This window comes from Streptomyces spiramenti, from assembly GCF_012034385.1.
Taxonomy (GTDB): domain Bacteria; phylum Actinomycetota; class Actinomycetes; order Streptomycetales; family Streptomycetaceae; genus Streptomyces; species Streptomyces spiramenti.
In genome coordinates this window covers 1-13618 of the sequence record NZ_JAAVJB010000139.1, presented here as the reverse complement: position 1 = coordinate 13618, position 13618 = coordinate 1, and the positions used below count along the sequence as shown (strand labels likewise).

The window sequence follows — 13618 nt, the reverse complement described above, 5'->3', positions numbered from 1 at the left end:
CGCCCGAGGCCGCCGAGGCGTTCCTCGCTGCGCTCGCCGAGCGGGTCGCCCTCGCCGTCGCGACCGTCGCCGCCGTGCTGGACCCCGGCTGCGTGGTCCTGGGGGGCGAGACGGGCCGTGCCGGTGGCCGCGGGTTGGCCCGCCGCGTCGAAGTACGACTGGCGACGCTGTCGCCGCTGGTCACCGAGGTGCGGGCGGCGCGATCCGGCGGTGGTGCGGTGCTCAGCGGGGCGCTGTTGACCGCGCTGGACGCCGCGCGCGACGCCTTGTTCGTTCCGGGCATCCGTCCGCCCGCCTGAGCTGTGGTCGGGCGCCGACCGCCGCGGCCGTGGTCGCCCGCGGAGGATCGGCGCGGCGGTGGTGCGAGTCGGTGCCCGGCTGCGCCACCCGCGCCCACCCGGGGCGTGACCCACGACACAGCTCTGCCGCTTCCCCCGCCGCTCCGTGGTCGGCCGTGGCAGACTGGTCCCGTATCAGTGACGCAAGCGCACTCCGGGGTCGGTGAAATTCCGAGCCGGCGGTTACAGTCCGCGACCCGGCCACCTCCAGTGGCCGGTTGACCAGGTGAAACTCCTGGACCGACGGTGAGAGTCCGGATGGGAGGCAGTGCGCGGCGGAACCGGCACGGCTGTGTGCCGCGCACCGCCCGCGTCCCGGGTGAACCCCGGGACGAGGCAGCGCGCTCCCATTGCCGTCGTCGGTCGCCGTCCGTTTCTCCCAGCGCCCCGGACGTCTTGCCCGACAGGCAGGAGAACCGGTGGCCGCACCAGCCGACGACGCCGAGCGCCGCGCCATGCGCCGCGCACTGGAGCTCGCCTCCCGCGGCCTGGGACACACCAGCCCGAACCCCGTGGTCGGCTGCGTCGTACTCGCCCCTGACGGCCGGACCGTCGGAGAGGGATGGCACCGCCGCGCCGGCGGCCCGCACGCCGAGGTCGAGGCGCTCTCCCTGGCCGGGGACCGTGCCCGGGGCGGCACTGCCGTCGTCACCCTCGAACCCTGCGACCACACCGGCCGCACCGGTCCGTGCAGCGGTGCGCTGCTGGCTGCCGGCGTCGCCCGGGTCGTCTACGCCGTCCCGGACCCCACCGCCCGAGCCGCCGGCGGGGCGGCCACGCTCCGCCGCGCCGGGATCGACGTCACCGGCGGGCTCCTCGGGCCGGAGGCCGAGAACGTCAACCACGCCTGGCTCACCGCGGCCCGCCGCGGCCGACCGGCCGTCACCTGGAAGTACGGTGCCACCCTCGACGGCCGGGTCGCCGCCGCCGACGGCAGCAGCCGCTGGATCACCTCCGCGGAGTCCCGCGCCGAGGTCCACCGGCTGCGCCACGAGGCGGACGCCGTCCTCGTGGGGTCGGGCACCCTGCGCGCCGACGACCCGCACCTCGCGGTCCGCGGCGTCGCGGACGCCGTGCAGCCGCTGCGGGTCGCGGTGGACACCGAGGCCGCCGCGGTCCGTCCGGGTGCCCGGGTGCTGGACGACGCGGCGCGCACCCTGGTCGCCGTCGCCGCCGACCTGCCCGCCGGCCGCACCGCGGCGATCGAGGGGAGCGCCGACGTCGTCCGCCTGCCCCGGGCCGCCGACGGCCGGGGCCTCGATCCCGGCGCGATCCTGGCGGAACTGCACCGCAGGGGCGTCCGGTCCGTCCTGCTGGAGGGCGGGCCCACCCTCGCCGGCGCGCTGCTCGCCGCCGGACTGGTCGACCGGGTCGTCGGCTACCTCGCCCCTGCCCTGCTGGGCGCCGGAGCCCCCCTGCTCAACGACGCCGGCGTCGCCACCGTCTCGGCCGCGGTGCGGCTGGAGATCACCGACGTCGCACGCGTCGGCCCCGACCTGCGCGTCACCGCCGTGCCCCGCCCCGCGGGCACCCCCACCACCGAAGGGCCCTGACACGTGTTCACCGGAATCGTCGAAGAACTGGGTGAGGTCGTCGCCGTCGAGGAGCACGGCGACTCCCGCCGCTTCCGCCTGCGCGGCCCGGTCGTCACCGCGGACGCCGGGCACGGCGACTCGATCGCCGTCAACGGTGTCTGCCTGACCGTGGTCGAGCACGGCGGCGGCGAGTTCACCGCGGACGTCATGGCCGAGACGCTGCGCCGCACCGGCTTCGGCGCGCTCCGCCCCGGCGCGCGCGTCAACCTGGAGCGCCCGATGGCGCTGGGGGGCCGGCTCGGCGGCCACCTCGTCCAGGGCCACGTCGACGGCACCGGCGTCGTGACCCACCGCGAGCCGGGCGACCTGTGGGAGGTGGTGCGCGTCTCGCTGCCGTCGGTCCTCGCCCGCTACGTGGTGGAGAAGGGGTCGATCACCGTGGACGGCGTCAGCCTCACCGTCGTCGAGGCGGCGGCCGATTCCTTCACCGTGAGCCTCATCCCCGCCACCCTCGACCTCACCACCCTGGGGCTGCGACAGCCCGGGGAGACCGTCAACCTGGAGGTCGACGTGCTCGCCAAGTACGTCGAACGACTGCTCACCCACGGCACGCACGGCGTCGACGGCTCCCCGGGCGCCCCCGCGCCCTGGCTGACGGCCGTCCCCGGCGCGCCGACCCCGCCGACGAGTGGGGAGCCGGCGCCGTGACCCTCCTCGACACGCTCAACTCCACCGCCTTCGAGGCGCTGGGCCAGACCATCATGTGGTCGGACATGGTCGGCAACCTCTGCGGGCTCGCGGCCCTCGCCCTGGGATGGCGGCGTTCGGTGTGGACCTGGCCGGTCCAGCTGCTCTCGGGGCTCATCCTGGTCTTCGCCTACGCCTCCGCCCAGCTGTCCGGCGGAGTGGGCAAGCAGCTCCTGGTGATCCTCGTCGCCGCCTGGGGCTGGCAGCAGTGGCGCCGCAGCGGGCGCGACTCGGGCGACGGCCAGATCGAGGTGCGGTTCGCCACCTGGAAGGAGCGGGGGGTGCTGCTGGCGCTCGCCGCCGGCGGCACCGCCGCGGTCGGCGGCGTCTTCACCCTCTGGCCGCACCTCTCCTGGAACCCCTGGCCGGACGCCTACATCTTCGTCGGCACGCTCGTCGCGATGATCGCCCAGGCCCGCGGGCTGGTGGAGTTCTGGTTCGCATGGCTGCTGGTGGACATCGTGGGCGTCCCGCTGGCCTTCAGCAGCGGCCTGGCCTTCTCGGGCCTGGTCTACGTCCTCTACTTCGTCCTGGTCCTCTGGGGGCTGCGCGCCTGGTGGCTGCGGACCCGGACCCGGGCCACCGTCCGGCCCCTATCCGAAGGAGCACCCGTATGAGCACTCCTGGCGCCCGCCCCGCCACCCGGGCAGGCGAGACCCTCGACCCCGTCGACCGTGCCGTCGCCGACCTCGTCGCGGGCCGGCCCGTGGTGGTCGTCGACGACGCGGACCGGGAGAACGAGGGCGATCTGGTCGCCGCGGCCGAGACGATCACCACCGAGACCGTCGCCTTCATGATGGCGCAGTGCCGCGGGCTGATCTGCGTGCCGATGGCGGGGGAGGACCTCGACCGACTCCGACTCCCGCAGATGGTCCCCGACAACACCGACAGCATGGGGACCGCCTTCACCGTCTCGGTGGACGCCACCGCGGCCCACGGGGTCACCACCGGAATCTCCGCCGCCGACCGCGCCGCCACCATCCGGCTGCTGGCGGACCCGGGTGCATCGCCCGGCGACTTCACCCGGCCCGGCCACGTCTTCCCCCTGCGCGCCCGGGACGGCGGCGTCCGGGAACGACCGGGCCACACCGAGGCGGGCGTGGAACTCGCGCGGCTCGCGGGGCTGCGCCCGGCGGCGGCGATCGTGGAGATCGCGGGTGAGGACGGCGTCATGCTGCGCCTGCCCCAGCTCATCCCGTTCGCCCGCCGCCACGGCCTGACGGTGATCTCGATCGAGGACCTCGCGCTCGCCCTCGCCGCGGCGCCCGCCGACCCGGCGACCACCGCCGACCCGGCGCCGGGCGCCGGACCGGCGGAGACCGGGACGTCCCCCGGTACGGCGCCCCCCGGTACGGCGCCCCCCGGTACGGCGGCTACCGGGACCCGGCCGCTGCCCGGTGCGGTGCCGGGTCCGCCCGCCCACACGGGCGCCACCGCCGCCGTCCCGCTGCTGCGCGAGGGGGAGACCGCGCTCCCCACCTCCCACGGCGATCTGCGGGCCTACGGCTACCGGGCCGCCGACGGCGTCGAGCACATCGCCGTCGTCGCCGGAGAGATCGGCGACGGCGAGGACGTCCTGGTGCGGGTCCACTCGGAATGCCTGACCGGCGACGTCCTCGGCTCGCTGCGCTGCGACTGCGGACCGCAGCTCCGCGACGCCCTGGACCGCATCCGCGACGAGGGGCGCGGCGTCCTGGTCTACCTGCGGGGCCACGAGGGGCGCGGTATCGGCCTGACCGCGAAGCTCCGGGCCTACCAGTTGCAGGAACGCGGCCGGGACACCCTCGACGCCAACCTGGAGCTGGGACTGCCCGCCGACGCCCGCGACTACTCCGCCGCCGCCGCGATCCTCGCCGAACTCGGCGTCCGTTCCCTGCGGTTGCTCACCAACAACCCGGGGAAGTCCGACGCTCTCGGCGACCACGGGCTGCGGGTCCTCGCCCGGGTCCACTCCACCGCGGGCGCCGGCCGGCACAACCTGCGCTACCTGCGGGCCAAGCGCGACCGCATGGGCCACGACCTGCCGTGGCTCGACGCCCCGGCCGGCGCCGCCGGTCACTGAGGCGTCGCCCCCCCATCGACCGACACCGCGCGGCCACGCGCGGCGCAGAACACCGAGGAGAGAAACGTGAGCGGTAAAGGCGCACCCGAGGTCGAGGTCCCCGAGCACAGCGGGCTGCGGGTCGCGGTCGTCGCGGCGCAGTGGCACAGCACCGTGATGGACGGCCTCGTCGACGGCGCCCTGCGGGCCCTGCGTGAGCTCGGCGTCGCGGACCCCACGCTGGTGCGGGTCCCGGGCAGCTTCGAACTCCCCGTGGCGGCCCGCGTGCTCGCCGACCGCGGCCATGACGCCGTCGTGGCACTCGGCGTCGTGATCCGGGGCGGCACGCCGCACTTCGACTACGTGTGCCAGGGCGTGACCGAGGGCCTCACCCGGGTCAGTGTCGACACCGGGGTGCCGGTCGGGTTCGGTGTGCTCACCTGCGACACCGAGCAGCAGGCGCTGGACCGTGCCGGACTGCCCGGATCGGCCGAGGACAAAGGCCACGAGGCGGTCACCGCCGCCGTCGCGACGGCGGCCACCCTGCGGGGGCTGTCCGAACTCCGGCACTGACGACGGGCGCCGGTGGCCCCCGCGTAGGCTAGGGGCCACCATGGCGAACAAGACATTCGAGGAGCTCTTCACCGAGCTCAGCCGCAAGGCGGCCACCGGCGACCCCGAGACCTCGCGCACCGCGGAGCTGGTCGCGGCGGGCGTTCACACCATCGGCAAGAAGGTGGTCGAGGAGGCCGCCGAGGTGTGGATGGCCGCCGAGCACGAGGGCGCCGACCGCACGGCCGAGGAGATCTCCCAGCTGCTGTACCACCTCCAGGTGATGATGGTGGCGCGCGGCATCTCGCTGGAGGACGTCTACTCCCATCTGTGACGGCCGGCCGCTCGTCCCGAGCCGCCGGCCGTCCCGCGCCGGCCCGGGCAGCCCGCGGCCGGCATCCACGCACCACCCCCGCACCGCCGCCCCGAACGTCCGCACAGAAGGAAGCCACACCATGCTGCGCATCGCCGTCCCCAACAAAGGTGCTCTCTCCGAGCCGGCGGTGGCGATGCTCCATGAGGCCGGCTACCGCCAGCGGATGGACCGCCGGGAACTCGTGCTGCTCGACTCCGAGAACAACGTCGAGTTCTTCTTCCTGCGCCCGCGCGACATCGCCGTCTACGTCGGGTCGGGCAAGCTCGACGTGGGGCTGACCGGGCGCGACCTGCTCGTCGACTCCACCGCCGACGCCGAGGAGATCCTGCAGCTGGGCTTCGCGGCCTCGACGCTGCGGTTCGCCACGCGCCCCGGCGGGCCGCGGGACGTCACCGAGTTCGGCGGACTCACCGTCGCCACCTCCTTCGACGGCGTGGTCGCGCCCTACCTGGAGCGCAAGGGGGTGCAGGCGTCGGTGGTCCACCTCGACGGCGCGGTCGAGACCGCCATCAAGCTGGGCGTCGCCGACGTCATCGCCGACGTGGTCGAGACCGGCACCACCCTGCGCAACGCCGGCCTGGAGGTCGTCGGCGAACCCGTGCTGGAGTCGGAGGCCGTGGTGATCCGGCGCAGGGGCGACGCCGAGGACCCGCGGGTGGCGCAGTTCCTGCGTCGCCTCCAGGGTGTCCTGGTCGCCCGCCGCTACGTGATGATGGACTACGACATCCGGGCCGAGCTGGTCGAGGAGGCCATCGCCCTCACCCCCGGCCTGGAGTCCCCGACCGTCTCCCCGCTCCACGACCGGGGCTGGGCCGCCGTCCGCTCGATGGTCCCCACCCGGGAGGCGCAGCGCGTCATGGACGGCCTCTACGATCTCGGCGCCCGCGCCATCCTGACCACGCAGATCCACGCCTGCCGGCTGTGACCGCGCCCGCCGCACCTGCCGCACCCGCGACGAAGGACCACCGGTGAACACCTCCCACCCCACCGGGGCCGGAACCGCCCCCGCGCCCGACGACCCGCCCGCCGCGCTGCCCGCGCTCCCCGTCACCTACCGCCCCACGGCGACCGTCGCGGTGCTGATGACCCTCGGCGCCCTGGCGTTCGTGACTCTCACCGCGATCGGGTTCGCGCTGCCGAGCGAGGGCCCGGTACGGCACTCCGTCGGCGAGCAGGCGGCGTTCTGCCTCGCCGGCCTGCTGATCTGGGCGGTGCTGGCACTGTTGAGCCGTCCCCGTGTCACCGCCACCGACCAGGGGCTCACCGTCGTCAACCTGACCTCGGTCCGCCGGCTGGAGTGGGCACAGGTGGTGCGGGTCAACCTCCGCGACGGCGACTCCTGGGCGTCGCTCGACCTCCACGACGGCACCGCGCTGCCCGTCATGGCGATCCAGCCGGCCGCCGGCCGGGAGGCGGCGGTGCACCGGGCGCGTGCGCTGCGCGATCTCGTCGAGGCCCACGCCGCACCCGACCGGGGCTGACCGGCGGCTGCCGCCGGCCGACCACGACTGCCCCCGGGGCTCACCCCGGGGGCAGTTCCCTGTCGTCGGCCCGCTCGCTGCCGCGGCCCCCGATCACCTCGCCGTAGGCGCGCATCAGGTCCGGCAGCCGCAGCGTCGTCAGCTCCGACCGCTCCGGCGCAGAGGGCAGCGCCGCCAGCCGCACGTCCCGGAACGCGCAGCTGGCCTCGTAGAGTTCGCGGACGAACCGGCCGTTGCCCAGTTCGTCCGTCCAGCCGCGTTCGGCGACGTGCTCGCAGACCGACCGCAGCTCCTCCCACGCCTCCGCGTCCCAGTGGTCGCCCCCGAGCCGCGCCGCCCGCTCGGCGATGGCGGCCAGCTCCGGTGGCCCGTAGGTGGGGAAGTCCACCCGCGCGGGGAACCGGGACGCCAGCGCCGGGTTGGTGCCGAACAGCCGCCGCATCCCCTCGGGGTGGCCCGCGAGTATCACCACCAGGCGTTCCCGGCTGTCCTCCGCGCGCTTCAGCAGGACCTGGAGCGCCTCGTCCCCGTACGCGTCGCCCTGGGCGTACCCGGAGTGCGCGAGCCCGTGGGCCTCGTCGACGAAGAGCACACCCCCGACGGCGGAGTCGACCAGCCGGTCCGTCTTGACTGCCGTCTGGCCCAGGTACTCGCCCACGAGGTCCGCCCGATGGGCCTCCACCAACCGGTCGTGCTCGACGGCGCCGAGAGCGTGCAGGACCCGGGCGACGATCCGGGCCACGGTGGTCTTCCCGGTCCCGGCCGGTCCGGAGAAGACCAGGTGCCGCTGCGGGGTGCGGGCGGGCAGCCCCTGGCCCGAGCGCAGCCGCGCCATCCGCAGCTGCGCCGACAGCGACTGCACGTGCTCCTTCACCGGCTCCAGGCCGACCATGTCCTCCAGCTCCGCCAGCGCCCGCGTCAGCGCGGTGGGCTCTGCGCCGTGCCCACCCCCTCCGGGCGGCGCCCCGGCGGGCCCACCCGCCTCGGCCGGGCGGGCGGGGTCGGAGGTCCGACGCCGCTGCGCTCCGGCGGGCGGGGACCACCCGGCCGGGTCGCCGTCGTCCGGCGGCGCCGACCACTCGGGCTCCTCCTCGGCGAGCGCCAGCAGGCGGGCGGCGGTGTCCAGGAAAGCAGGGTCGGGCCGCTGCACCGCCCGGTACAGCGGGATGGCCGCCGCGGTCCGCCCGCTTCCCTCGCGCGCCCGGGCGAGCCAGTAGCGGAGCTCCTTGCGCTGCGGCTGCTCGCTGCGGCACCGGGCAAGGGCGGTGGCCAGCACCGGCTCCGCCTGGCCGTACATCCCCAGCCGCACGCGGGCCATACCGGCGAACAGCGACGCCTCCACCCCCAGCAGTGGGTCGTCCAGCAGCGTGGTGGTGTGCCGGAACAGCGCCTCCCAGTCCTTGGCGAGGTAGGCGCGGCAGCCGTGCAGGAACCGGCTGCGGCTGTCGTCCCCGGGCGGCGGGCAGCGCCGTATCGCGGCGTCCAGGTCGGGAAGCCGCCGCGCGTCCAGCAACTGCGAGGCGTGGGCGAGCAGCAGGTCGCGGGGCGACTCCAGGACCGGCTGCACCCACCAGCCCAGCCAGTACCAGGACGACAGCGGGCGGCCGTGCTCGGCACGTTGCTGCCCGAAGCGGTCCCGGTGCTCGAACATCATGCCCAGCGCCTCGGCCACCTCCACCCGCAGCGCGTGCAGCCCCAGCCAGGCGTCGGCCATGCCCGGGTCCTCGCGCACCGCCGCGCGGAACCCGTCCTCCGCGTCGGCGTACGCCCCGGCCGCATAGGCGTCCACCCCCCGCAGCCAGGCGAGATCGGCGGCGGCGCTCCGCTGCCGAGCCTCCGGGCCGCCAGGTGTCATCGAGTCCCCCGAACGGGTCGTAGCGTCTGCTGTCGGTGCGCGACCGTCACCGGCGGCGGACCACATACCCGTCATACTGCGGGACAACCAGGATATCGGCTGCGTCCCGTGACGGATCGTCACGGAAGTGGCCGTCCTCGGCGGGCCGCCATCCGTCCCAGAATCGTTCCTGCGCGGGGCCGTCGCGCCGTCGGCCGCGTTCCCAGGCCATCGCCCGGTCGACGTCCAGCCAGAGCAGCAGCGACAGCGAGGGCCGCAGCGCCCGCCGGCCGGCACCGACCCCCTCCAGCAGCACCACCGGAGCCGGCCGCACCCGGCGCCACGCGCCCCCGGTGCGGCGTTCCCAGTCGTACGCGCGGAAGCGGGCCGGCCGCCCGCCCCGCAGCGGCGCCAGCACCTCCTCGGTCAGCCGTCCCGTCCACGCGAAGAGGTGGTCGTGGTCGGCGAGGTCGTCGGAGCGGATCACGGGGGCGCCACCGAGTCGCGCCGCGAGGGCGTCGGCCAGCGTCGACTTGCCCGATCCGGCGTGGCCGTCGATCCCGATCAGCCTGACCCCGCCGAGCGCCGGCACGGCGGCGGCGGCGAGACGGGCGAGTTCCGCGATCCCGGGGTCGGTCTCGGGAGGGGGGCCGGCGGCGGGGGAGAGGTGGGCGGTGGGCATCCGTCCAGCGTACGGGTGGGGTGCGTCCGTCCGCCCGGTGCTCTCGCGCGGCCCGGGGCCCGGGCCGCACACTGGGTCCGGGCGGGTGAAGCGCGGGCCGGACGTCCCGCCGGACGCCGCGTTCCGGCCCGACGACCAGCAGGGAGCCACCGTGTCCGACGCCCAGCCCGCCCCCGCGACTCCGCCCGCCCCCGCGACTGCGGCCGTGTCCGCGCCGACGCCGTCGGTCGTGGAGCTGCACGTCACGAAGGGGGCCGCCGGGTGGTCCGAGGGCGTGCACGAGGGCACCACCGCGCGCACCGGCCCGCGTGCCGCGCTGGTACCGGGGCGGCCGTCCTCGACCCTGGAGCGGCGCGACGCCCGCGGCGCGGAGCAGCGCTGGCGGAGCGCCCGCTGGACCTCGCCCGAGCAGCGCCTCACCGTCCCCGCGACGGAACTGGTGGTCTCCTGGAACGCCGACGTGCCGCGCGGCTGCTGGGTGCGGGTGGAGGTACGGGCGACGCGCTCGGACGGCCCCCGCACCCCCTGGTACCCCGTGGCCGACTGGGCCGCCACGGACGAGGACATCGCACCGGCCTCCGCGGAACCCGCCCGCGACGACGCCACCGCCATGGACACCGACACCCTCGCCGTGCGGGCCGACGCGGCAGCAGGCGGGGTGCGGCTCACCGCCTTCCGGGTCCGGCTCACCCTGTGCCGCCGCCCCGGGGCGCGCGCCGCCCCCGCGGTGCGGCGACTCGCCGTGATGGCCTCCGCCGTGCCCGACCGGGACGCGCCGCCCCCCTCGCCGCCGGGCGAGGCGAGCGGCGTGGAGCTGGCCGTACCGCCGCTCTCGCAGTACGCCCACGAGGGCCGCTACCCCCACTACAACGGCGGGGGCGCAGCCTGGTGCTCCCCGGCCTCGCTGCGCATGGTGCTCGCGGCGTTCGGCCGGCATCCGGAGCGCTCGGCACTGGCGTGGGTGGAACCCGGCCACGACGACCCCGACGTGTGCCATGCCGCGCGCCGCACCTTCGACCACCGCTGGGGCGGGTGCGGCAACTGGCCGTTCAACACTGCCCACGCGGCCTCGTACCGGGACATGAACGCGGTGGTCACCAGGTTGGAGTCGCTGACCGCCGCTGAGGGCCTCCTCGCCGCCGGGCTGCCGCTGATCACCTCCCAGTCCTTCGAGGAGGGAGAGCTGCCCGGTGCCGGGTACGCGACCGCGGGCCATCTCATGGTCCTCTCCGGCTTCACCGCCGACGGCGACGTGGTCGCCCACGACCCGGCCGGCAGGAGCCGCGGGACCGTCCGGAGGGTCTACCCCCGCCGGGCGTTCGAGACGGTGTGGCTCCGGACCACCAGGCGCCGCGCGGACGGGAGCGCGGGGACCGGGAGCGGCGGCATCTGCTACGTGCTGTGGCCGGAGGAGGCCGACGCGCGCCGGCTCCGCGCGCTCGCGCGGGTCGGCGTGGGGTGACCTGCGCCGGGCCCGCGGCACGGCACGGGCCGAGGAAGGCAGTGCCGGACGGTGCTCAAGTGCGGTCCGGTCAGGCATACTCCAGACGCCGGGCCCGCAGGTCACGGCCGCCGCGAACCGGTGGCCGGACCGCCCGGACCCGCGGCGCCGCCACACCCGGTCGTGCGCCGTCGCAGAGCACGACAGGGAGGAAGAGCGAGATGGACCCCGTCCTGGAACCAGCGCCGGTGAGGCGCACGCTTCCGAGTGAGGAAGCCCGCCAACTGCTCGGTCTCGTCCGTGAGATCGCGGCCAAGGAGGTCCGGCCTCCGGCGGCGGAGGAGGAGGCCGCCTCGCGGTTCCCCCGTCAGTTGTTCCGGACGCTCTCCGAGACCGGACTGCTCGGTCTGCCCTACCCGGAGGAGCTCGGCGGGGGCGGTCAGCCCTACGAGGTCTACCTCCAGGTCCTGGAGGAGCTGGCGGCGGCACGGCTCACCGTCGGCCTGGGGATCAGCGTGCACACCCTCGCCTGCCACGCGGTGGCCGAGTTCGGCACGGAGGAGCAGCGCGCGGAACATCTGCCCGCGATGCTCGGCGGCGGGCTGCTCGGGGCGTACTGCCTCTCGGAGGCGGCCTCCGGTTCCGACGCCGCCGCGCTGCGGACCCGCGCGGTGCGCGAGGGCGGGGAGTGGGTCCTGACCGGGACCAAGGCATGGATCACCCATGGCGGGATCGCCGACTTCTGCACCGTGCTGGCCCGCACCGGGGTCGACGGGCCGCGCGGGATCAGCGCCTTCCTCGTCCCAGGCGACGCGGAGGGGCTCTCCGCCGCCGCGCCCGAACGCAAGATGGGCATGGGGGGATCACCGACCGCACAGCTTCATCTGGACGGGGTGCGGGTGCCCGCGGCCAACCTGGTGGGCGAGGAGGGGCAGGGGTTCTCCGTCGCCCTCGCGGCGCTCGACTCGGGCCGGCTGGGCATCGCGGCCTGTGCCGTCGGACTCGCGCAGGCGGCGCTGGACGAGGCGCTCGCCTTCACCTCCGGCCGCCGACAGTTCGGCCGCCCGCTCACCGACTTCCAGGGACTGCGGTTCCAGCTCGCCGACCTCGCGACGCAGATCGAGGCGGGGCGCGCGCTGTACCTGTCGGCCGCCCGGCTCCGTGACGCGGGCGAGCCGTTCTCGGCGCAGGCCGCCATGGCCAAGCTCTTCTGCACGGACGCCGCGATGCGCGTGACCACCGACGCGGTCCAGCTCATGGGCGGGTACGGGTACACCGCGGACTTCCCGGCCGAGCGATACATGCGGGAGGCGAAGGTCATGCAGATCGTGGAGGGGACCAACCAGATCCAGCGACTGGTGATCGCCCGTCACCTGGCCGGTCCCGCAGGTTCCTGACCCGCCGTCGGGCGCGGCGCGAATCCCGCGCCCGACGGGACCGCGGCGGCTCAGGCCGCCCGGTCCACCTGACGGCGCACCTGGCGCGGCGGGGCCGCTACGGGGGCCGCCTCCCGGGGGGCGACCCGCACGGCGTGCGAGAACGGCTGGCTGCGCCAGTCGAGACCGGCGGGCAGCGCCAGTGTCGCGGTGTCGACGACCCCGGTGGGCTCCATCACCGGCACGGCGGCGGGCACCGGTCGGCCCGAGCCGTCGCAGACGGTCGAGCCGAAGGGGTTCCACGGGGTCGAGCAGACCGCGTGCGCGGGGAGTTCGGTCTCCCCGGGGCTCACGGCGACCGGCTGCGCGCAGCTGGGGCACGCCCGCCGCACGACCACCGGGTGGTCCACCCCGTCCTCGGCGTCCGCGGCCTCGTCCGGCCAGGGGCCGGGAGCTGCGTCTGCCTCCGGGAACCGGTCCCCGGACCCGGTGGAGTGGAGTTGCTTCACGTTGCGCATAGGGCATTCCCCCGTAGGACGGAACGGTGGGCCGACGGCCACACCAAGCAATGCCCATGGCACCGTCCGGTTAACCACTCTGTGCAACGACACTCGGCGCGGCGGGATGTGTCCTTCGTCACATTGTGGTGTTCCGCTTGCCGGACCCGGGCCCGATGCGGTGTCCGCCCGGCGCGCGGGGCGCTAGGTTGACCCGTTGTGGAGGAACTCGACCGGCGCATCGTGGAACTGCTCGTCACCGACGGGCGGATGAGCTACACCGACCTGGGCAGGGCCACCGGCTTGTCCACCTCGGCGGTGCACCAACGGGTGCGCCGCCTGGAGCAGCGGGGGGTCATCCGCGGCTACGCCGCCATCGTGGACCCCGAGGCCGTGGGGCTCCCGCTGACCGCCTTCATCTCGGTGAAGCCCTTCGACCCCAGCGCTCCCGACGACATCGCCGAGCGTCTGGCGGGCGTCCCGGAGATCGAGGCGTGCCACAGCGTGGCGGGGGACGAGAACTACATCCTCAAGGTCCGCGTCGGGGCCCCCACCGAGTTGGAGGACCTGCTTGCCCGGGTCCGCAGCCTCGCCGGGGTCTCCACCCGGACCACCGTCGTGCTGTCCACGCCGTACGAGGCCCGCCCGCCCCGCGTCTGACCGCGCCGCCCCGCCGCGCCCGAGCTGCTCTTCCTCGTCGCCTCCCGGGGCCACCACG

The 13618-nt window shown here is 75.5% G+C and carries 14 protein-coding genes, 1 pseudogene and 1 riboswitch; of the genes and pseudogenes, 12 read left to right on the top strand and 3 right to left on the bottom strand.

Annotated features, from left to right (window positions below; genetic code table 11):
- The 9 genes and pseudogenes from HCJ92_RS16140 to HCJ92_RS16100 form a co-directional block, all read left to right on the top strand.
- Positions 1–299 (top strand): annotated as a pseudogene (locus tag HCJ92_RS16140) (ROK family transcriptional regulator); the annotation flags it as partial.
- A gap of 184 nt (positions 300–483) precedes the next feature.
- Positions 484–614, top strand: a riboswitch (FMN riboswitch).
- A gap of 179 nt (positions 615–793) precedes the next feature.
- A complete protein-coding gene (gene ribD, locus HCJ92_RS16135) occupies positions 794–1891 on the top strand; it encodes a bifunctional diaminohydroxyphosphoribosylaminopyrimidine deaminase/5-amino-6-(5-phosphoribosylamino)uracil reductase RibD (protein WP_167934299.1) in 1098 nt (365 codons plus the stop codon).
- A 3-nt stretch (positions 1892–1894) separates the two neighbouring features.
- Positions 1895–2581, top strand: coding sequence for a riboflavin synthase (locus tag HCJ92_RS16130; RefSeq protein ID WP_167934297.1), 687 nt, complete (start codon positions 1895–1897; stop codon positions 2579–2581).
- Complete coding sequence (locus HCJ92_RS16125) at positions 2578–3237, top strand: nicotinamide mononucleotide transporter (RefSeq protein WP_167934296.1); 660 nt, start codon at positions 2578–2580, stop codon at positions 3235–3237. Before HCJ92_RS16130 ends, HCJ92_RS16125 begins: the two co-directional genes overlap by 4 nt.
- Positions 3234–4682, top strand: a complete 1449-nt coding sequence (gene ribA / locus HCJ92_RS16120) for a GTP cyclohydrolase II (RefSeq protein ID WP_167934295.1) — start codon at positions 3234–3236, stop codon at positions 4680–4682. Before HCJ92_RS16125 ends, ribA begins: the two co-directional genes overlap by 4 nt.
- Before the next feature lie 66 nt (positions 4683–4748).
- Positions 4749–5234 carry a 6,7-dimethyl-8-ribityllumazine synthase gene (ribH, locus tag HCJ92_RS16115; protein ID WP_167934294.1) on the top strand — a complete coding sequence of 162 codons (486 nt, stop codon included), beginning with the start codon at positions 4749–4751 and terminating at the stop codon, positions 5232–5234.
- A gap of 40 nt (positions 5235–5274) precedes the next feature.
- On the top strand, positions 5275–5547 hold the full coding sequence (locus tag HCJ92_RS16110) for a phosphoribosyl-ATP diphosphatase (protein ID WP_167934293.1): 273 nt from the start codon (positions 5275–5277) through the stop codon (positions 5545–5547).
- A gap of 121 nt (positions 5548–5668) precedes the next feature.
- On the top strand, positions 5669–6514 hold the full coding sequence (gene hisG / locus HCJ92_RS16105; protein ID WP_167934292.1) for an ATP phosphoribosyltransferase: 846 nt from the start codon (positions 5669–5671) through the stop codon (positions 6512–6514).
- 43 nt (positions 6515–6557) lie between these two features.
- The gene (locus HCJ92_RS16100) at positions 6558–7070 is read left to right on the top strand and encodes a PH domain-containing protein (protein WP_338054207.1); all 513 of its coding nucleotides are present in this window, start codon (positions 6558–6560) and stop codon (positions 7068–7070) included.
- A gap of 40 nt (positions 7071–7110) precedes the next feature.
- On the opposite strand, the gene HCJ92_RS16095 is transcribed toward HCJ92_RS16100, so the two are convergent.
- Both HCJ92_RS16095 and HCJ92_RS16090 read right to left on the bottom strand, forming a co-directional pair.
- A complete protein-coding gene (locus HCJ92_RS16095; RefSeq protein WP_167934291.1) occupies positions 7111–8925 on the bottom strand; it encodes an AAA family ATPase in 1815 nt (604 codons plus the stop codon).
- Between the two features lie 46 nt (positions 8926–8971).
- Positions 8972–9586: a uridine kinase family protein gene (locus HCJ92_RS16090; protein WP_167934290.1), complete on the bottom strand. Its 615-nt coding sequence runs from the start codon at positions 9584–9586 to the stop codon at positions 8972–8974.
- 151 nt (positions 9587–9737) lie between these two features.
- On the opposite strand from HCJ92_RS16090, the gene HCJ92_RS25635 reads away from it, so the two are divergent.
- Complete coding sequence (locus HCJ92_RS25635) at positions 9738–11048, top strand: C39 family peptidase (protein ID WP_167934289.1); 1311 nt, start codon at positions 9738–9740, stop codon at positions 11046–11048.
- A 200-nt stretch (positions 11049–11248) separates the two neighbouring features.
- A complete protein-coding gene (locus tag HCJ92_RS16080) occupies positions 11249–12424 on the top strand; it encodes an acyl-CoA dehydrogenase family protein (protein WP_167934288.1) in 1176 nt (391 codons plus the stop codon).
- 50 nt (positions 12425–12474) lie between these two features.
- On the opposite strand, the gene HCJ92_RS24390 is transcribed toward HCJ92_RS16080, so the two are convergent.
- On the bottom strand, positions 12475–12921 hold the full coding sequence (locus HCJ92_RS24390) for a hypothetical protein (protein WP_209311196.1): 447 nt from the start codon (positions 12919–12921) through the stop codon (positions 12475–12477).
- A gap of 198 nt (positions 12922–13119) precedes the next feature.
- Between HCJ92_RS24390 and HCJ92_RS16070 the strand changes: the two genes are divergently transcribed.
- On the top strand, positions 13120–13560 hold the full coding sequence (locus tag HCJ92_RS16070) for an AsnC family transcriptional regulator (RefSeq protein WP_167934287.1): 441 nt from the start codon (positions 13120–13122) through the stop codon (positions 13558–13560).
- Positions 13561–13618: the final 58 nt, after the last annotated feature.

Excerpts from the sequence above, each read along its gene's own strand:
- HCJ92_RS16090 (WP_167934290.1), bottom strand. The coding sequence starts at position 9,586 with ATGCCCACCGCCCACCTCTCCCCCGCCGCCGGCCCCCCTCCCGAGACC.
- ribA (WP_167934295.1), top strand. The coding sequence starts at position 3,234 with ATGAGCACTCCTGGCGCCCGCCCCGCCACCCGGGCAGGCGAGACCCTC.
- hisG (WP_167934292.1), top strand. The coding sequence starts at position 5,669 with ATGCTGCGCATCGCCGTCCCCAACAAAGGTGCTCTCTCCGAGCCGGCG.
- ribD (WP_167934299.1), top strand. The coding sequence starts at position 794 with ATGCGCCGCGCACTGGAGCTCGCCTCCCGCGGCCTGGGACACACCAGC.
- HCJ92_RS16080 (WP_167934288.1), top strand. The coding sequence starts at position 11,249 with ATGGACCCCGTCCTGGAACCAGCGCCGGTGAGGCGCACGCTTCCGAGT.
- HCJ92_RS24390 (WP_209311196.1), bottom strand. The coding sequence starts at position 12,921 with ATGCGCAACGTGAAGCAACTCCACTCCACCGGGTCCGGGGACCGGTTC.
- HCJ92_RS16110 (WP_167934293.1), top strand. The coding sequence starts at position 5,275 with ATGGCGAACAAGACATTCGAGGAGCTCTTCACCGAGCTCAGCCGCAAG.
- HCJ92_RS16095 (WP_167934291.1), bottom strand. The coding sequence starts at position 8,925 with ATGACACCTGGCGGCCCGGAGGCTCGGCAGCGGAGCGCCGCCGCCGAT.